This is a genomic window from Acinetobacter sp. IRS14 (assembly GCF_034650275.1).
GTDB lineage: Bacteria > Pseudomonadota > Gammaproteobacteria > Pseudomonadales > Moraxellaceae > Acinetobacter > Acinetobacter oleivorans.
The window spans coordinates 256551-276226 of sequence record NZ_JAOVFN010000001.1; the positions used below are offsets into that span (position 1 = coordinate 256551).

18 protein-coding genes and 1 pseudogene are annotated in these 19676 nt (G+C 31.8%); 12 read left to right on the plus strand and 7 right to left on the minus strand.

Features of this window, described 5'->3' with window-relative positions:
* Nucleotides 1–84: 84 nt before the first annotated feature.
* Complete coding sequence (locus ODQ17_RS01245; protein WP_322901190.1) at nucleotides 85–276, minus strand: type II toxin-antitoxin system Phd/YefM family antitoxin; 192 nt, start codon at nucleotides 274–276, stop codon at nucleotides 85–87.
* Nucleotides 277–344: 68 nt separating this feature from the next.
* Between ODQ17_RS01245 and ODQ17_RS01250 the strand changes: the two genes are divergently transcribed.
* Together ODQ17_RS01250 and ODQ17_RS01255 are read left to right on the plus strand one after the other, a co-directional pair.
* The gene (locus ODQ17_RS01250) at nucleotides 345–665 is read left to right on the plus strand and encodes a hypothetical protein (RefSeq protein WP_322901192.1); all 321 of its coding nucleotides are present in this window, start codon (nucleotides 345–347) and stop codon (nucleotides 663–665) included.
* A 472-nt stretch (nucleotides 666–1137) separates the two neighbouring features.
* On the plus strand, nucleotides 1138–1608 hold the full coding sequence (locus ODQ17_RS01255) for a PaaI family thioesterase (protein WP_322901194.1): 471 nt from the start codon (nucleotides 1138–1140) through the stop codon (nucleotides 1606–1608).
* Nucleotides 1609–1652: 44 nt separating this feature from the next.
* Here ODQ17_RS01255 and ODQ17_RS01260 read toward each other — a convergent pair whose 3' ends face one another.
* Nucleotides 1653–2837 carry a YbfB/YjiJ family MFS transporter gene (locus tag ODQ17_RS01260; protein WP_322901196.1) on the minus strand — a complete coding sequence of 395 codons (1185 nt, stop codon included), beginning with the start codon at nucleotides 2835–2837 and terminating at the stop codon, nucleotides 1653–1655.
* Between the two features lie 107 nt (nucleotides 2838–2944).
* On the opposite strand from ODQ17_RS01260, the gene ODQ17_RS01265 reads away from it, so the two are divergent.
* The 5 genes from ODQ17_RS01265 to ODQ17_RS01285 all read left to right on the plus strand — a co-directional run bounded on the left by ODQ17_RS01265 (nucleotide 2945) and on the right by ODQ17_RS01285 (nucleotide 8584).
* Nucleotides 2945–3868, plus strand: coding sequence for a LysR substrate-binding domain-containing protein (locus ODQ17_RS01265; RefSeq protein ID WP_423780409.1), 924 nt, complete (start codon nucleotides 2945–2947; stop codon nucleotides 3866–3868).
* A gap of 376 nt (nucleotides 3869–4244) precedes the next feature.
* On the plus strand, nucleotides 4245–4628 hold the full coding sequence (locus ODQ17_RS01270; protein WP_322901200.1) for a RidA family protein: 384 nt from the start codon (nucleotides 4245–4247) through the stop codon (nucleotides 4626–4628).
* A gap of 48 nt (nucleotides 4629–4676) precedes the next feature.
* A complete protein-coding gene (dpaL, locus tag ODQ17_RS01275) occupies nucleotides 4677–5858 on the plus strand; it encodes a diaminopropionate ammonia-lyase (protein ID WP_322901202.1) in 1182 nt (393 codons plus the stop codon).
* Between the two features lie 54 nt (nucleotides 5859–5912).
* The gene (locus tag ODQ17_RS01280) at nucleotides 5913–7076 is read left to right on the plus strand and encodes a M20 aminoacylase family protein (RefSeq protein ID WP_322901204.1); all 1164 of its coding nucleotides are present in this window, start codon (nucleotides 5913–5915) and stop codon (nucleotides 7074–7076) included.
* A gap of 227 nt (nucleotides 7077–7303) precedes the next feature.
* Nucleotides 7304–8584 (plus strand): septum formation initiator, encoded by a 1281-nt coding sequence (locus ODQ17_RS01285; protein WP_322901206.1) that lies wholly within the window; start codon nucleotides 7304–7306, stop codon nucleotides 8582–8584.
* 41 nt (nucleotides 8585–8625) lie between these two features.
* On the opposite strand, the gene ODQ17_RS01290 is transcribed toward ODQ17_RS01285, so the two are convergent.
* A complete protein-coding gene (locus tag ODQ17_RS01290; RefSeq protein WP_322901208.1) occupies nucleotides 8626–9093 on the minus strand; it encodes an Lrp/AsnC family transcriptional regulator in 468 nt (155 codons plus the stop codon).
* Between the two features lie 124 nt (nucleotides 9094–9217).
* Here ODQ17_RS01290 and ODQ17_RS01295 point away from each other — a divergent pair, with 124 nt between their 5' ends.
* The 3 genes from ODQ17_RS01295 (at nucleotide 9218) to ODQ17_RS01305 (ending at nucleotide 12486) form a co-directional block, all read left to right on the plus strand.
* Nucleotides 9218–10471, plus strand: a complete 1254-nt coding sequence (locus ODQ17_RS01295) for a Zn-dependent hydrolase (RefSeq protein WP_322901210.1) — start codon at nucleotides 9218–9220, stop codon at nucleotides 10469–10471.
* A gap of 250 nt (nucleotides 10472–10721) precedes the next feature.
* Nucleotides 10722–11915 (plus strand): hypothetical protein, encoded by a 1194-nt coding sequence (locus tag ODQ17_RS01300; protein WP_322901212.1) that lies wholly within the window; start codon nucleotides 10722–10724, stop codon nucleotides 11913–11915.
* 256 nt (nucleotides 11916–12171) lie between these two features.
* The gene (locus ODQ17_RS01305) at nucleotides 12172–12486 is read left to right on the plus strand and encodes a type II toxin-antitoxin system Phd/YefM family antitoxin (RefSeq protein ID WP_322901214.1); all 315 of its coding nucleotides are present in this window, start codon (nucleotides 12172–12174) and stop codon (nucleotides 12484–12486) included.
* Between the two features lie 316 nt (nucleotides 12487–12802).
* Here the strand turns inward: ODQ17_RS01305 and ODQ17_RS01310 are convergent, their stop codons facing one another.
* The 4 genes from ODQ17_RS01310 to ODQ17_RS01325 are packed head-to-tail and all read right to left on the minus strand — an operon-like array spanning nucleotide 12803 to nucleotide 18557.
* Nucleotides 12803–13213 carry a hypothetical protein gene (locus tag ODQ17_RS01310; RefSeq protein ID WP_322901216.1) on the minus strand — a complete coding sequence of 137 codons (411 nt, stop codon included), beginning with the start codon at nucleotides 13211–13213 and terminating at the stop codon, nucleotides 12803–12805.
* A complete protein-coding gene (locus ODQ17_RS01315; protein ID WP_322901217.1) occupies nucleotides 13200–15131 on the minus strand; it encodes a hypothetical protein in 1932 nt (643 codons plus the stop codon). The genes ODQ17_RS01310 and ODQ17_RS01315 overlap by 14 nt, the downstream gene beginning before the upstream one ends.
* Entirely contained in the window at nucleotides 15128–17116 is a 1989-nt protein-coding gene (locus ODQ17_RS01320; RefSeq protein ID WP_322901219.1) for a hypothetical protein, read from the minus strand. Before ODQ17_RS01320 ends, ODQ17_RS01315 begins: the two co-directional genes overlap by 4 nt.
* Nucleotides 17103–18557: a tyrosine-type recombinase/integrase gene (locus ODQ17_RS01325; protein WP_322901221.1), complete on the minus strand. Its 1455-nt coding sequence runs from the start codon at nucleotides 18555–18557 to the stop codon at nucleotides 17103–17105. Before ODQ17_RS01325 ends, ODQ17_RS01320 begins: the two co-directional genes overlap by 14 nt.
* A 105-nt stretch (nucleotides 18558–18662) precedes the next feature.
* On the opposite strand from ODQ17_RS01325, the pseudogene ODQ17_RS01330 reads away from it, so the two are divergent.
* A pseudogene (locus ODQ17_RS01330) lies at nucleotides 18663–19406 on the plus strand (fumarate reductase/succinate dehydrogenase flavoprotein subunit); the annotation flags it as partial.
* Nucleotides 19407–19426: 20 nt separating this feature from the next.
* Nucleotides 19427–19672 carry a 4Fe-4S dicluster domain-containing protein gene (locus tag ODQ17_RS01335; RefSeq protein WP_002049790.1) on the plus strand — a complete coding sequence of 82 codons (246 nt, stop codon included), beginning with the start codon at nucleotides 19427–19429 and terminating at the stop codon, nucleotides 19670–19672.
* Nucleotides 19673–19676 lie beyond the last annotated feature (4 nt).

Sequence of the window (19676 nt, forward strand, 5' to 3'; positions counted from 1 at the left end):
CTTAGTCAGTCCAACTTAAAATCTTTCTTCAATCAACTCATGTTTTAATGTCTAATCTGTTTCGATCTGAGCAATTGAGTCATGCTATCTTTTCGCATTCGCAGGACTTTTAAGTAGATGTGCCGTTTCTTCATAACAATTGAAATCATTTAGGCTAATCAATATAACTGTTTTCTTGTTTTGTCTAGTGACAAGTACAGGAGAATGGACTTCAATAACACTAACTAGTACATATGCTAGATTCTTACCTAAATCAAAATAGGTAATTATCTTCATTTTTTGCTCGTGGAATTGAGAAAGATTTCACCGCAAATAATGAAATTCGCTTAAAAGGCGTGAAACAAATGAGCCAGCTACTAAAATTAGTAATCACTTTTACCAGAAAAAGGTGGTGTGTTTATAACAAGGATGGTGTAAAGGTTACTGCTGTTCTGGTAGATCATGGTCATGTAGAGCCAGCTTATGGATTCCGTGTGGATTATGCTGGACATGCGGTTGTACTATCTGGTGATACAACCTATTCTTCAAATTTAGTTAAACAAGCGAAAGATGTCAATTTACTAGTGCATAGTATATCGAGTGGCAGTCATGAACTTGAAAAAGCTTATCCAGATTATGTACAACATTTTTATACTTATCTTGCCAATACTGAAAAATTAAGATAAGTACTTAATGAAACTAAGCATAAAGATTCTATAATTTCACAAATTTCTTTATATGGTAAAGGTAATATTGGTAGAGCTAGTTAAAAATAAATTCTTTCAAAAATTAGCGAAAATTATAAAGATAAATCCATATTAAGATAAGATCTGATGATTTTTGTCATTAATAATAACGGTTTACTCGAGTTTCTTATAAACCAAGTATTCGAAAATTTGAACTTATTAAACAAAATTAAGTATTGAAAATAAAATCCCTTACTCAAGGGATTTCGTGCTTTTAAAACTCATAAGATTAAAAGCAATTTGAGTATTTTTATTTGTGATAAAGCTTGTTCAAAAAGAAGAGAAATGTAATCCAAATTAGAAAAAGAGATTTTTAATGTAAATATTTTTAATAATTATCGGTATAGTAGTAGTATTATATATTCCTAATGATAAAATTTAAATTAATCATTTTAATTGGAGGATAGATAATATGCATGGAGTAGCATTTCAGGACCTTTATCCTGATGAATATAGTCATTGCTTTGGATGCGGGCGTAATAATAAACATGGACATCACCTTAAAAGCTTTTGGGGGGATAATATAAATACTAGTATTGCTAAAATTACACCCTCAAATATCTATACTGGAGGTGTACCAGATCACCTTTATGGTGGTCTCATTGCATCTTTACTTGATTGTCATGGTGCAGCATCAGCTGCAGCTTTCAAGAGTTTAAGTGTAGGAAATAAATTTGATGGGACAGAACCATTAACTAGGTTTGTTACTGGAACTTTGGCTATTAATTTTAAAAAACCAACACCAACAGAATGCGAACTAACTTTAACAGCAAAATTAATTTCTATAGATAATAGAAAAGTAAATGTTGAACTTACTTTAGCTGCAGATGATATAATATGTGCTACAGGTGAGATGTTAGCGATTCAATTAAAAGAAAATTAATAATAGAAAACAAGCTATTTTAAAATAGCTTGTTTTCTATAAACTTATAAATTTTTTTGAAAAGAAACATTAGTATAAGATATACGAGTAAACCACATTAATTGTAATGTACCCATAAATAATACAATTGATGCCAGTATAAATTGTTGACTATATTCAAAACCATTTTTTTGTAGGATACTAAAACAAATTCCACCAACTAGTTGGATTGAAGCAAAACTTAAGGTAGCTATACTCCAAAGCTTTTTATAGGAAAGACCATACAATTGTAAAATGGTATAAGAAGTTAAAAATACAACTGCTGGATTAAGTAAACCAGTTAAAAATGAAGATAAAAATGCAAATAACTGATTGTAGCTGAATATAGCTATGAAAATAGCTATAATATAAAAACTATATAAAATTTTCAGTGTAATAAAATTTCCAATCTTGCGTGCCATTAGATAGGCAATATAAGCACCTAATGCACTACCAGTACCGTACAGAATCCAGTTTATATTCACTAATATTAAGTTTATCTTTAATTCATGACTTAAATAATCAATCCAAAACAATGAATGAGGGATATAAGCAAATGCACTCGAACTGTAAGCAATTAGTAAACTGTAATATAGAGCTCCAATTTTTGTAGGATTAGAATCTACCTGCGCTTTTTCAAATAGTTGATGTTTAAAAAATTGTAATAAATAGCTCAATGCTATACATATTATCAGTGCAAAGGTACTTAGCAGCAGCCACGCAGTTTGAATCGATATACGATCTAAATAAGGTAAAAATAGAGTTGCTAGTAAAACTCCAATGCCTATTCCACTAAAGCCAATGAAATTAATTCTAAAGCGGTCTTGAGGTAGTGCACATTGTGCGATAATACTGGGGGATAAAATCATTAATAATCCACCACTAATACCAGAAAGTACGCGCCAGAATATGTACCATAAATCATCAAAATTTGAGAAAGCACAGCAGATTAGACTTATCATTCCGCAAATGGCTGCACATTGAATAACATTACTCATCATCTTGGTCTGTGGTAAACGCATTGCTAGGAGAGCTCCCAACAAATAACCCAATAAGTTAGCGCTACTTAATACACTTGCAAATTCATGACTCCATCCAAATGCATCTCGTGTAGATGGGAGAAGAGCGGTATATGAAAATCTTAGGATACCTATACCTAAGCACATACTAAGACACAGAAAAATACTCAGCTTAGATCGACCTGACTGCATTTTCTATTAATATCCATTCTTTAATAAATCATCGGTATTTTTTATATATTTGGGTTATTGATCAAATGATTTATACTTTAATTCATTTAAAGAAAAACTTTAACGAAATGGATATTCCAAAACACTTAAATGCGCTCAAAGCTTTCGAAGCAAGTGCTAGACACCAAAGCTTTTCAGGTGCAGCCCAAGAATTAAACATCACTTCTGCTGCAGTTGGCCAATCTGTCCGCTCCTTAGAAGAGTTATTAGGAATAACTTTGTTTTATCGTCAATCAAGTGGTAAAAAGCGGTTAAAGTTAACAGAACTTGCAGAACAGATCTTACCTGATATCCAAATTGGATTTGACTATCTAAGTAAGGCAGTAAATAAGGCAAAGGTAACTAGTGCAAAGCAAAAGTTAACAGTGGCTATTAGCCCAACATTTGCAAGTAAGTGGCTATTGCCACGGATTAATAGTTTTCAACAGGCTTATCCAGAAATAGAAATTAATTTCGATACGGATTTAAAACCAGTTGACTTTAATACACATGGTATTGATATTGCAGTTAGGTATGGAACTGGCCATTGGTCAGGTCTAGTATCAGAAAAATTGATGGGAGAAGAAATTTTTCCTGTCTGTTCGCCTAGCTTTTATGAAATGTATAAGTCTAAATGGAAAAACCTTGAAAATTTAATTGATATTCCTTTAATTCATTGCTTATCAATGGATAGTAATTCAAGTTTTATTACTTGGAATAAATGGTTTAAATTAAACAATATTATATATGCAAATAAAGATAATGGATTAAAAATAAATAATTCTGCAGGGGTGCTGCAATTGGCTATAGAGGGTCATGGTGTTGCATTAGCGCGAAGTGTAATTGCCTGTAAGGACTTAGAAGAAAAACGCTTAGTTCGCCTTTTTCCAGAAATTAATTGTATATCTCCGTTGGCTTATTATGTGGTCTATCGTGAAGAAAGTTTGACATCTCCAAATTTAAAAGCATTTAAACAATGGCTGATTCAAGAAATCCTCAAAAATGAAATTTAAAAACTATTAAATTTTGAAGTAATGTCTTTATTCTTCTTATGGGTTTTAGAAAAGGAGGTGAAATTTTTTATCGTTTGTATTCGTAAAAAGTAAATTTAATTAACTTAAAAAAGCCAAAAAACATAAAAAAAATGTTTTTAAATTTTAAAGCTGCATTGTCTTTGACAATAGATATTTCGCACCTCATTCTAAGTTCGCTAAGCAATTAAATGCTTGTAGTTCATGTTTGAAAGATTTCAAGTAAATATCATTTATAGAAATTTTTGAGCAAATGATAAGCATGATGATTAGTTTTATCTAAGCAATTTTATGGAATATCTCTCTTACAAGTTTGATCTATTTTTCAAATGATAATGAGAGTACTAAGAGGATGAAAATGAAAGAAATTATCTGTACTAAAAATGCACCAGAAGCAATTGGTCCATATTCACAAGGTATTGGATTTCAAAATTTAATCTTTACCTCAGGGCAATTACCTTTAATTCCGGAAACAATGAAATTTCCTGAAGGCGGTATTCGTGAGCAAACATATCAATCATTACTCAATGTTAAAAGTATTTTAGAGGCTCAAGCTTCTTCGCTTGAATACGTAATCAAAACAACATGCTTTTTAGCAAATATGGCTGATTTTTCAGAATTCAATGAAGTATATCTAGAGTTTTTCGGAACAAATAATTCACCTGCACGCTCATGTGTTGAAGCTGCTCGATTACCTAAAGATGCACTTGTTGAAATTGAAGTTATAGCTTTTAAGCCTTAAGACGGCTACGAGCCATTTTTTCATATGATTTAAAGAGCAAGATAGAGCATGTTTAGTATTAGTAATAACGAATTATATTCAGGAAAAAGTAGTCCAATTTTTAATAAGGAGATTGCCAGTAGAGTTCGTAATCTACACCGCAAAATCGAAGGATATAATCCTACTCCTTTAGTTTCACTAGAATGTTTAGCTAAAAAATTAGGCTTAAAAAATATTTTAGTTAAGGATGAATCGAAACGCTTTGGTTTAAATGCCTTTAAAGTTCTCGGTGGTTCATATGCTTTAGCTAAACTTCTTGCTGAAAAGTTAAATATTGATATTAATCAGTTTGATTTGAAAAATATTAAAACTTTATTGCAAGAACCTGTTGTGTTTACTACAGCCACAGCCGGAAATCATGGAATAGGTGTTGCATGGGCAGCGAGAGAAATGGGGCAAAAAGCAGTTGTATTTATGCCTAAAGGTGCTGCGAGTACAAGTGTAGAAAGAATCAAAGCGTTAGGTGCAGATTGTATCGTCACAGACGTAAATTATGATGACACCGTTCGTTTAGCTAACAAGACAGCTCAAGAAAATAGATGGCTTCTTGTACAGGACACAGCATGGGATGGTTATGAGACGATTCCGACATGGATTTCTCAAGGTTATATGACAATGGCTGATGAAGCCGTAGAACAACTCAATGAATTTAAAAATTTAGTACCCACCCATATTATGCTTCAAGCAGGTGTAGGAGCTATGGCTGGTGGAGTTCTTGGGTATTTGGTTGATGCACTTGGTGTTCAAAATTTTAAAGCTATTGTTTCAGAGCCTGTTATCGCCGATTGTGTTTATCAGTCTGCACAAGATAAATCTGGACAACTCATTGCAGTAGATGGCGACTTAAATTCTATTATGGCAGGTTTGGCTTGTGGTGAAGTCAATCCAATTACTTGGCCAATTTTAAAGGATTGTACATTTGCTTTTGCCAAAGTCGAAGATTCTATAGCTGCGACTGGAATGCGAATTTTAGGTAATCCCTTAAATGGTGATGAACCAATAACGAGTGGTCCATCTGGTGCAATTAATCTAGGTTTACTTTACGCACTTAGTAACAGCCCAGAACAGGCAAGTTTAAAAGAAAGTTTAGGTTTAAATGAAGAATCGGTTGTACTGATTTTTAATACGGAAGGCGATACAAATACCGATCTTTATAGAAAAGTGGTATGGGAAGGATGTTATCCCTATTAGCTAAAAGGTTATTTAATCAAATATAGAGATAGTCTGGATAGACAAGGAATTTAGATGAGTTTAATAAGTTTTGAAGAACAGTTATACCGTTGGAGACACGAACTTCATTCTAACCCTGAAACGGGTTTTGAAGAAATTACTACAGCGGAATATCTTGCCCAACAACTAAAAAGCATGGGTTTAGATGTTCATACTGGAATTGGTGGAACAGGTATAGTCGCGAACTTAACAGTCGGGAATAATCCCACTGTTATTGGTTTACGTGCTGATATGGATGCGTTGAATATAACTGAAACAACTGGTAAATCTTATTGCTCTAAAAATCATGGAAAAATGCATGCTTGTGGCCATGATGGTCATATGAGCATGCTGTTAGGTGCAGCTAAATTATTAACTGAAAATCGTGATTTTAATGGAACGGTTAGGTTTGTTTTTCAGCCCGCAGAAGAACATGGACGTGGTGCGAAAGCTATGATGAGTGAGGGGTTATTACAGCACTTTCCAATCGATGAGTTTTATGGTGTCCATAATTGGCCAGGCTTACCAGCGGGTAGTATCTGTACGCGAGTGGGTGGGATTATGGCAAGTGAAGATAATTTCACGATCAAAATTAAAGGCAAAGGAACACATGCTGCTCGACCTCATATGGGCAAAGACCCTTTAGTCATTGCAGCGGAGTTTATCCTAGCACTTCAGACTATTATTTCACGTAATCTTGACCCAAGTGTTCCTGCCGTGATTTCTTGTACAGAAATTCATACTGATGGTATTCGTAACGCAATTCCCAGCAATGTTGTTATTACAGGGGATACGCGTAGTTACTCTCCAGATATACAGGCAATGTTAGAAAATAGAATGCGTACCATTTGTGAAAGCATTTGCAAAATGCATAACGCCGAATGCGAATTTGAATATACACATGAATTTTCCCCAACGGTCAATCATGCAACCTGCGTTAATGCGGCTGTTAAGGCGGCAATTAATATTGTGGGTGAATCAAAAGTAGATGCAAATATTCAAGCTATGATGGCTTCAGAAGACTTCGGAGCATTTATAGAGAAAGTACCGGGTTGTTTCGCTTTTATTGGAAATGGTGTTGAAGAAGATGGCAAGGGCTTTATTCCTCTTCATAACTCTAACTATGACATTAACGACGATATATTAAGCATTGGTGCCCAATATTTTGCTGAAATTATCAGAACTCGTTTGCCTTTATAAAAGGAAGAAATACTAAAACGTATTTCTAATGATTTAACAGAAGGAACTGTTATGTCCATTTAATGCAGAATAAGGGCTAGTAAATTGAATTATAAACTAGGAGAAACTTTCATAAGTTTACTTCATGGATAACTACATTCAATTTTTACAAAAAGACATTTCATTATTCTGCATTCAAAGGCATTTCCATTCCTCGAAAACCTAAATAAGTTTCAGAGGTAATAATTATGTCAAACATTTTGAATCAGACGAAAGGATATTTGGATAGTAATAAATGGAATTCGCAAGATACTACATGGATGCTAGGGCTGTTTGGAACAGCAATTGGTGCTGGTGTTTTATTCTTACCCATTAATGCAGGAATTGGTGGTCTAATTCCATTGTTGATTACTACACTGTTAGCATACCCAATTACTTTTTTTGCCCACCGTGCATTTGCTCGATTTATTTTATCCTCAAGTAAACCAGAGAGCGGTATTACTGGAGTAGTCTTAGAATATTGGGGAACTACTGCTAGTCGTATTTTTAATTTAATTTATTTTTGGGCTATTTTTACGATCTTATTACTATATGCAGTAGCAGTGACAAATACAGTTGAGTCTTTTATAACTCACCAATTGCATTTGGTTGCACCACCACGTGCTTTATTGTCATTTATATTAATTTCTATTTTGTTATTTATTGTCCGTTTTGGCCAAGATATAACAGTAAAAGTAATGAGTATTTTAGTCTACCCATTTATTATCTCATTAATTTTTATGGCTATTTGGCTAATTCCTCATTGGAATACTGCCATATTTGTAAACTTTACTTTAACTTCAAATAATCATAATAATATCTGGATGACGTTATGGATGACCTTTCCTGTTTTAGTCCTTTCATTTAATCATTATCCTATTATTTCCCCTTTTGTAGTAAAGCAACGTAAAGCATATGGTGAGATAGAAGCTGATAAAAAATGTGCACAGATTCAAAGATATGGTTATATCTTGATGGTGTGTGTAGTCATGTTTTTTGTCTATAGTTGTATATTAAGTTTATCTCCACAAGATCTAGCATCTGCAAAAGAGCAAAACATTTCGATTCTTTCGTATCTTGCAAATCATTTTGACACACCTGTGATCGCATGGGCCGCTCCTTTAATTGCTTTCATTGCAATTATGAAATCATTTTTAGGGCATTATATTGGTGCACATGAGACACTAACAGATATCATTTCAGATCAATGTCAGAGAAAGGAAATTAATTTAAGTAAAGGTGCTGTAGATAAAATTATCTTTATATTTGTTACACTTACTTGTTGGTTTGTTGCTTATAAAAATCCAAGTATTCTCGATATTATTGTAAGTATTAGTGGACCTACTGGAGCGATCTTGGTTTTATTACTACCTATGTATGCTATACATAAGATTCCTTCACTTGCGCCATACCGTAATAAAGCTAGTAATATTTTTGTTACACTGATTGGATTAATTACAGTTTCTGCAATTTTTTATGGTTTAGCTTAAGAATAAAAAGCAAGGTAATGCAATACCTTGCTTTTTACTATTCAAATAGGAATTGAAAGAGAAGCTTTATCTTTTTTCATAGCTACAAGTGTTTTAAAGCGTTTTACATTATTATTTTTTATAAATAGTTTTTCAGAAATATCAGTATATTGATCCATATCTTTCACTTGAAATATTAATACAAAATCCCATTCGCCAGTAACATAATATGATTGTTGAATGTATTCGCAGTTTGAAAAAAGTTTTCTTGTAATATCCAAATGTTCATGTTGTTCACTTAAAATTTCGACCATAGTAATGATAGTAATAGGAAGACCTATAAAAGCTGGCTCAATATTGGCTGTATAGGATTTAATTACGCCCTCATCACTTAATTTTTTTAATCTTCTATTTACTGCAGCTGTAGATAAATTTACCCGCTCACCTAAATCTTTTTGAGCAATTCGGGCGTCTTCTTGAATAATCTTAAGAATTTTTAGATCAAATTGATCAAGTTGAACTTGTGACATAATTTACTCAGCTAGCTTGGGTGAATATGCAATAAAATTTCATTTGAGTGTGTATTTTATCAAAAAAAAATCAAGTTAAAGAAATATTATATCAATTATCGGTAAATAGTATGGATGTTTTGAAATGGAAGATGTTAAGTCAATGCAAAAGAAACTTTCAATTGATGGTGAGCTTCTTATTAAACAAATTAATGAGTTAGGCGAAATAGGAGCTGATTCAGAAATTGGTGGTCGAACACGTATTGCTTTAACTGATGAGGAAAAAAAAGGCCGTGACTTAATTGTTAAATGGATGAGTGAACTTGTTCTAAAGATAGAAATCGATGAAATCGGTAATATTTTCGGTACCTTACCTTCTATCAATGGAAACTGTCATGAGAATGTCTTAATGATGGGTTCACACATAGACACTGTACAAAATGCTGGTGCTCTCGATGGGTGTTATGGCGTATTGGCCGGTTTAGCAGTCGTAAGAGCTTACCGTGAAGCTGGAATTCTTCCATTACGCCCAATCACTGTTGCTGCTTTTACTAATGAAGAGGGAGTACGATATCAGCCTGATATGATGGGTTCATTAGTTTACGCGGGGGGTATGCAAGTTGAAGAAGCCCTAAATGTGATCGGTACAGATGGAACTCGTCTTGGCGACGAGTTAGCGAGAATTGGCTATGCGGGTCACTTAAAAGTAGGGACCATTATTCCTCAAGAATATGTTGAGCTTCATATTGAACAGGGGCCAATTTTAGAGCAAGAAAATATAGAAATAGGTGCCGTAGAAAACTTACAAGGTATTTCTTGGCAACAAATTATTATTAGAGGAAAGGCAAATCATGCAGGCACAACTCCAACTGAGATGAGACATGATGCTGGTTTTGCGGCAGCTTCAGTAAATACATTTTTAAGAGAGTTAGCTATAGAAGCCAAGACAACTTTGGCAACCATTGGAAGTGTAAAGTTTCATCCTAATTTAATTAATGTCATACCAAGAATGGTCGAATTTACGGTTGATTTGCGTGACCCAGATGAAAGCAAATTAAAAAATGCTGAGGATAAATTAAATAATTTTTTAAAATTATTGGAAGAACAAGAAGGTGTTCAGGTTGAACAAAAGCAATTAGCTCGATTTGAGCCAGTTCACTTTAATGAAAAGATTGTTCAGCTCATTGAAAGCTCTGCTAAAAAATTAGGTTTTAGCTACCGCCGTATGACTTCTGGTGCTGGTCATGATGCCCAAATGATTGCACGGATTGCTCCTACAGCCATGATCTTTGTGCCAAGTAAAGGGGGTGTTAGTCATAATCCTCGCGAGTTTACAGAGCCAAATCAGCTTATAAATGGTGCCAATGTATTACTAGAAGTGGTTCAAAATTTAGTTTAAATTTCCAATGATCTATACCTCAAGCGGGTATAGATCATACACTTACTATTTTAGATGAAAATTATAATTAATTGATTTGGTTAAGTTACTATAAAACTAAAGTTCCTCCTTTTTCATTTTAAAAATAAAACGATTATTATTAATATTCATTAACAATCAATTCTTAGATGAGATTTTCTTATCTCATAAACTTTGAAAAAATTAAAACTATATATTAGAATAGTAAAAAATGTTAAAATAGTATAATATAATGTTTTATAAAGAAAATTTTGATTTTTCTGAAGTCAATGCTGCTATATCACATTTGACTAATGAAGATGTTACGGAATTGATCAATCAATACTATGCTGGAGTAAAAGTAAAGGAACTCATTGATCAATACAATCTGAACATCCCACCTTCTAAAATTATTTCGTTATTTCCTTTATTAAAGCTCGAAATTAAATGTGAGTTTTGTAATATTCCAATGGTTACAAAGCTGAATTCCAAAAGCTCTTATGAACAATTAAGTCGAAAGGATATTATATGTTTGAAATGTAAACATTTACAAAATAGGTTGTGTAACTGTTTAAAATGTAAACAAAAAGTAAAAAATCAAGAACTAGAGAGAAAACATCAGCAGGATATACTGAATAATAAAAAACTTGCATATCTAGACAATTTACAAGGTTTACCTTGTGTAGCAGAAGAAGATTTATCTTTAACAGATAGAATTTACTTGGCGAGCCTGCTAAGAGGATGCTTACACGAAAATATTAAATATATTGAAGAAATTCATTTAAAAAAATCAGTAATTACACCTTATCAGGATTTCACAACTGAACTTTTACAGCATCTAATATCTAAAAATATCATTGTTCCTAGTCCTGAAAATGATCTTAGTCAATTTCGAGAGAAAGGTGATGGCAATATAAGTTATTATATTTATTATATTAAATATAAAATCAACATTTATCCTGATGATGGGAATTATGAAATGCTGATACATCGATTGATGTATCCAAGATCAGAGAATTTTTTAGTAAACTCGAATTTTTGCTATGAATTTTGGAAGAAAATAGCCTTTTTTGAGGCCATACAGTACCTAATGTTTAAAATGGAAAGTGTCCGTTATGATTTTTCTCCTGGCCCTAAAACAACTACTGTATTTCAAAATTTGGTAACTAATTTTTCCGTAGGGCAAATTTATAATATTATATATAGAGCTATCGCAAATAGTACAGAGCAATATCAATCTGGAAAAATTACAAAAGCCCATGCCCAAAATATGGTTATTTCATCATGTGAAGGGCAGGGAGAAAGAGCTATAGCAAATAACTGGAATCTCACAAATTACTCAAGGGTAAAGGAGTTACCACAATCACAATTAAGCAAAATCTTCTTTGATTCGATTCTTCAGATTTCATATCTTGGTTTTACGGAGAAACCTACAATTAATTTATAAATATAAATAAATGAAATTTATCAGAAATTTAGTCCATTTATTTGAGTAGGCAACTAAATATAGGTTTGTACAATTAATGATCTTTTCTCATCTTCTCGCATATCTACCATTGATATATTTTCCATACTCAACAACTTATCCGTTCCCAGTCCGCCATCAAAAATTAAATTGCTAACGCGTAGGTTTATGGTTGAAATATGGTTAAAGTATATGGCAAATATAATATAATTTTTACCATAAGTATAAGGTTCTAAATATGAGTGGATTAACTTTTATAAACGGTGCTACTGTTTCTGCGACTGATGTTCGCAAATCTTGGAGAAAAATTGTTCAAAGTATCAAAGATAGTCATAAACCTGTATTTGTCTTTAAGAATGGTACACCCGATGCTGTTATTCTGAGCTTGGAAGAATTTCAAAACATGCAGGAAATAGTTGAAACTGCTCAGCGTGAACAACTAGGACAACAAATGGTTTGTGATCTTTTAAATATTGCTCATTTAACTGGTCAACCGATCAAACACATGCTTTTGAATCCCGAGTGTGTGTTTGAAGAAGCAAAAGGACAATAAATATCACTATTGGTGTTATTAATCGTTTTTTGTAAGATTCGGGTAAGATACCTTTGATAAGCAAGAAATTTATACATTCCTAAATGTTAAATCATATTTAACTTATTAAAACAGATAACTAATAATATAAAGTTGAAAAATATTATTCAAAATTACAAAGAATGTTTGATAGACCATGGATGAGAATACGGGTCAAACTTATTTAACTATTTGTATTCTGTTATAAAATATTCTGAGTAACATATTTGTACAGTAGGATTGGTGATCTCATTTAATTAAATTACCTGACTTATTCTTTATAGGGCTAATGTCATTTTTAAAATTTTTTAATTTTAATAATATTATTCTGATTTTTTAATATTCTTTGCATTTCAATTTTCAACTCTTCAAGCTCAAAAACCGTTGATGCAAGTTGTTCCATTAATACATTATTAATCTGTACAATTTCCTCATATTTAGCTCTGTAATTATCTTTTATACGAATAGATTCAGCTAATTTATGCTGTTGGGAATTCCGTTTAAGCTTGGATTCTTGTTCTTCCTTTGCCTTAAGAATTGCTTCTTTTAATGCTCTAATCTCATGAGAAGCACCTTTAATAGCACCTCGACCTCGACCTGCCTCTATTGCAACAGCATCAAAACTAACTCTTTTACCTTCACTAATTAAACGTTTAAGAGCGGCATAGTAAGCTTTTGTCGCTTTTGAAAGTCTATTATCTTGCTGCATTTCTACTCTCCAATGTTTGGTTCCTTTTTCTCAATAAAATATTAATTTGATTAATTTCAGCCCTTAAGTGAATCGCAAATGTACTATCTTCAGGAATAGATTTTAACTGAATCCGAAAATTTCTAAGAGCAATTCTCAATGCTTTATCTGTTCGATCAGAGAATATTGCATCTTTGCAAGAAATACATGACGTAATTGTAAGTTCTGAAATTTCATCACAACTACCAACTCTTGCACATCCACCAAGAGGAGTACGTCTATAACTCATTTTTCCTTCTTTAATATCTTTTAAAGCAGCTTTTTCATCCTCTAAAAATATTGGAGTAGTTTCTACATTTTTAGCATTTTGTAATCTAGAACCTTCAGCTCCATAAAGTGGATCAATAGCATCTAGTACATCTTCTTTGAAGTTCAAGTATTGCTCTATTGCAAGTTCTTCAATAAATGAATCCACTAATTCATTATCAAATAAATTAACTGAATTCATTGCATTATTTGCATAATAGAGCGTCATATCACGCTTAATATGCTTCAACTGTCCTTTCAATGCAGGTAGTTTGACTAGGCCACTTCGAGCGGCATATACAGTTAATGAGCGTCGAAATTGATGAGGCGTAAATGGAAAGTCTGATCCAATTTCAATATCATATTTTTCAATACCAACTAATGATGATGTCGTCAGCTCAAGCTCTCTCATTGAGTTGGCATCAATTTTTGAATTAAAATTCAATGCATCTAATGATCTTTTTACAGCTAATGAAGAAAACATGGGATAATCATAAAGAGCTTTCAGATACCGTCTATTTCTTCTTGAAGAAAAAGATATGAGAGGCACTTCCTCATAATTAATTGAATTCAAATTTACATCGATGGATTTTAGATACGCTTTTGTTATTGCTTGTAAAATTTCAATGGCAGTTTGAACTTGTGAAGAAGTAATCCATGTAGCTTTAACAGGACCAGATTGTGTTAATTTAGAAGTATAGCCTGTTAATGTATAAATGGAATTATTATTTAACTCAATTACTTCTAGGCAATTAAACGGAAGTAATAAGGCTTCACCATGTCGCATTCCTGAGAACATAATTATTTTTGTTAGTGCTAAACTTATGATTCTATATAAATGACTGACAAGAATATTTCGGTTAGTAATATTGTATTTTAAACAGTAATTTTCAATATTTTTTTTATATACAGTATTCATGAAGTCAACTTTTGAAGCCATAAGAAAGTAGACATCTAACAGAGATTGCAAATTTTCTTTTAAAAAAAACAAATGATCATCTATGAAAATATTCAATTTAAAATATATTTCTGACGGAATTACGAGATGCTGTTTTACTGGATTATCTTTCAATATTAATCTTAGATTTTGTATATATTTATCTTGATCATTCGTAAGTATAAAATCATGATTTTTAAAAACTACAGATAATGCTGACATTTTCTTAAATAAATGTATCAATAAAGCACAACGTTTACGGTCAAAAAATGAAATTTTTTTAAATATCATTTTCATTAAAAAACTATTTTTAGACATACCTGATAAGGAAGTATTGCAATCAATAGCAGTATAAAACAATAATCTTAAGTTAGTTAGATATGATGATATTATAGTTTGTATTGAAATTGATCTAGAGGTGTTTAAGTTACAGTAAAGCATACCATATATAATTAACTTATATTCGTATAGTACTTTATTTTTTAATTCCTTATTCTCAATAAAATTAAAGTTATTAAAAAAAATATGTTTTCTATGGTTTGGAGAATATATATAAGATGAAAAATCCCAAATAGTATCACCAAACCGTGAAAGTACATTCCCTTCTTTATCATACGATACAGGCGTATCTGCCAGAGGATAGGTTTTAGCATAGTCCTCGTCAAATAAAGATATTTGATTTTCTAATATATTCATGCCAGTTCACCTATCTCAACCAAGAGATTTAAATGATTGTCCCAATATTCATCTAAAAAACCCTCACTGACTTCATTCCAAAGATCATTAATTAAAGAATTAAGAGAGGGGGCTTTTAATATCATAAATTTTAGAATTTCATCGATACGATATATAACTCTTTGTTGCTCATCTTTTATTTGAGTTTTATATTCAAGAATAAATTTAAATGATAATATTTTCTTAATATCAATTCTATTTAAGTGAAGAACATAGCTATTGCAATACAAACAGCTTCTTGGGTTTCCACATATGGGTAATGGAGTCTCATTATTAAAGCCCTCAATTAGCTGAGGTTTTTCGTTAGAACAATTACCAAAAAAGGTTTTAATTTCATTATCAGACTCAACTTTAATAGGAATTAAATTAATGTGGTTACGGCCTTTAAATATAACTGCATTATCAAACTCTTTAAAATAATCATTAAATTGAGTTGCTACTTCTTTAAAACTTGCTTTTGAATATGATTCATTAGCAATTTGTGGAGTATTACCTAATTTTTGGGATGTAATCAATGAACTATTAGTAGAGTTGAAATAGCTATTCGCTACGTTACTTCGTAGTTCTTTATTAGTAGCTGTAGAAATTCCAAATAGCACCTTAAAGATTTTGTTAAAATGATCAAAGGCTTGAGAATCTATCCTCATAACAAGTTTATAACTAGTAGCATTATTCATCACAGGTAACTTAATAAATAACAATTTCTTAAATTCTTCTGGCATATCGCTATAAAAAGTATTAATTTTATCTCTTAATTTCATATATTTATTAAATACTACTTGAAATTTTAATCCGAACTCTAATGCAACAACTTTACCAACTGCTCTGTTTTTTTCCCCATAAACACGTTTACCTTTTTCATTCCCAATTGTTGTTGAACCATCCTTTATCAAGTTATATAGTACAGATTCATTTGCTCCAGATGTTGATATAAATAGTTTTGCAAAGATGATCATACAAAAGTTTGCCATAATAACTTTTGGGCCACATTCTTTAAATTGTAAAGAATTCAGTCTTTCAATTCCTTTAATTTTTTGATGATAATGCTTTCTATTTATTCTTTTTTTTAAAGCCCCATCATAATATTCGAAATTTTTAAAATACTCATCCATATTTCTATTAAATCTATCTATAGAAACTATTCTATTATCTTCATAAAATAATTTTAGAAAAAAATCTTGACTTTTATTTACAAAATTAAGGTCAATATAAATTTTTTTTAAATTATGATGTTCCAAATCAATAATACAAGGTAAGTCATTTTCATTTAGTATATGATCTGAAATTATATTAAAAATATCCAATAAAACCTTTACTTTTTTATTGGTATCTGATTCTATTTCTTCTTTATTTAAAGGTTTTTCTAATTTTACAACATCAATTCTTTTAATAAGCGCATAAAAATGGTTTACATTAGTTTTAGTGCAGGCAGATAAAAACTTTGCAAGAATGTCTTGTTTCTGTCTATGGTGGTCTGAATTAATAGCTACAGAGCTTGCTTTTTTTATTGCAAGATCATTGAGTAAATATTTTGAATATCCTATATAAATCTTCTCAGCATCTTGAATGTTACTAAAAATATAATCACGGTAATTTTTATTTAAATAACTGAATATAGGGTTTGCTTCCTTGTAATAATAAAGAATAGTTTTTTTTGATTTTTTTATATTGAATAAATCTTCTAATAAAAACTTAACCCCAATTGCACGGTCTAAACTAAAAGAATTTAAATCAACTAAACAACCTATATTACCTCGGCCTGTTTTTGTTTTAGAATAACACCATGACCCAAAATCCATATGTGTCAATCGATTGTTCTGTTCAAAAGATAAAACTATTTTCGAAATTTCATTAATATTTGCATAATATATTTTATTGATACTTTCTTCTGAATCAATAGAAATAATATTTACATCTCTTTTAGTATATAAATCATTCAATATCATCTAAAAAACTTCCAAATAAATCTGTTTCCAATTTATCTTGAGCCTCATTAAATTTTTCAGTAATCTCTCGATAGTCTAAGTAGCTAAGAGTTGTATTGATATTACTATGGCCCATAATTTCTTTTAGCTTTAATAAACATTGATCATTTTTATAGCCACTATTCAGCAAGAAGCGAAGATAATTCATTCCAAAAGTTGCCCTAAGGTCATGAAACCTAAAGGGAACATATTGATTATGATCTTCATGGATTCTAGCTAATAACTCTTCTAAATTCTTTCTAACGGCTTCCCCTCTCCGAAGTGGAAACTGCTTACGATCGGGATCATTCTTAATATCTATGATCTCTGAAATACTAGTGTAGTATGGTAAACCAGATTTAGTAGTGAAAACATAACCCTGTTCGGTTGCCCCATAATAATTTTTTAACGCTCTTTCTCGCCAAGCTTGTGAGTTAATATACTTGTTAAGTATATATATTAATCGAATAGGGAAAATTATACTCAATGCTTTATTCATCTTTGTATCTACACCAGTTTTTCCTCCTACATTTAATTTAAAGTTTTTACTTGTCTGATCTTTTCTTATTTTCCTGATTAGAGAATTAATATGAAAAACTCTTAATGTGCCAATAGTCTGTAATCTAGCTCCTGTCAAAAGAGAGACGATACACATTAATTGGAGCTGCCTGTTACCATATTTCTTTAAATATTCTAAAAATATTTTCTGTTGTTTTATAGTTAATGGTCTTAAATTTCCTCCATCCTTAATAAGATCATATTCTTTATTTTTCTTTGGATTAGAAATTGCAAGATTTGAGCTTTGTATAATTTTTTGAAATTCTAAACCGATCGTGTTATTGAGAGATATTCTTTTTATAATTCTTTCAAATGGTTCATTATCAAAATCTTCAGAGGAAATAAATCCGTTAGTTAATAAGCGATCATAGAAATCAACAACTCTGTTAATTCTTCTACTTGCTGTGGACCTATGGCATCTACCTTCATATACTTCATTAAGCAAATAATTGCGATATTGATAACTAACTCTAAGCCTATTTAATTTTGGAAAATGAAAGAAATCTAAATTACGTTCAGAAACAAATCTATAGTAATCAAGCAAGTCCATTGCAATTGCTTTAAGTGTACTACCAGTTAAGTCTGAACTTACTAACATATAAGAAATAAAATAAAGATTTGATAATTGCCACATCTTGCCATCATTTTTGATAATCACTGGAAATTGAGCAATATAGTCATTGATGTAATACTTATATTGACTATTTAAGTCTTCATCTAATTCATAAAAAACATACTTTCCACTTTTTGCATATTCTTCGATGCTCATGTCTTGCGGAGATTCCAGTCGCTTTAGCTTGAATTTTGAAATATATCTTATATGCGGTTCTATTTTTACTAGGCTCCCGTCTTTAGCTCCTTGCATATGCTTCACGCTTTCATAGCTATCCTGGTTAAATAATGATCATACCATTCATTCCATACTTATTTAAGTATAGTTTGGTTTTTTATCTATAGTAAGTGCAGAGTAGGAACCAATTACCGTCAAGATATGGTGGAAATGCATATTTCAGAAATTGGTTTCTGTAGCGGACACAGTGCTTCTGGTGTATGGGTCAATGAAAAAGCCGAGACTTCGGTTAAAGGATTATATAGCGCTGGCGATATGGCGGCTGTACCTCATAACTATATGCTTGGTGCATTTACCTACGGATGGTTTGCGGGTGTAAATGCTGCGCAATACGTGAATGCAATTGAAGACAGCGAATTAAACCAAGGTGAAATAGAAGCAGAAAAAGCTCGAATATTTGCGCCACTAGATTGTTCAGAAGGTTTACCTCCAGAACAAGTGGAATATAAGCTGCGCCGTTTTGTAAATGACTATTTGCAACCACCTAAAACACGCCAAAAAATGGAAATTGGGCTCAAGCGTTTTGAAGAAATCAAACAGGATATTAAGCGAATCTCTGCAAGAAACCCGCATGAGTTGATGCGTGCTGCTGAAGTTTCTTTTATTCGAGACTGTGCGGAAATGGCAGCCAGAGCCTCACTCTTTAGAAAAGAAAGCCGTTGGGGACTGTACCACTATAGAGCAGATTTCCCTCAAAAAAATAACTCGGATTGGTTCTGCCACGCGCATTTGAAAAAAGATGAACACGGCAACATGGTCAGTTTCAAAAAGCCAATCGAGCCATATGTAGTTCCGATTAATCAAGATGAAGCTGTGTCGTATGATCGTTTACGCATTCAAAAAGATATTGCTCTAGCAGACTAAATAAATCAGGAATTCAAATCATGGCTTTTATTTTTAAAGAAGTTCAGCACCGTACTGTCGCACCCGTCATTATCGATGAAGATAAATGTATTGCTGATAAAGGATGCACAGTCTGTGTAGATGTTTGTCCAATGGACTTACTGGCAATCGATCCAATAACTCAAAAAGCTTTCATGCAGTTTGATGAATGTTGGTACTGCATGCCTTGTGAAAAGGACTGCCCAACGGATGCAGTCAAAGTAAATATCCCATACCTACTCAAATAATTAA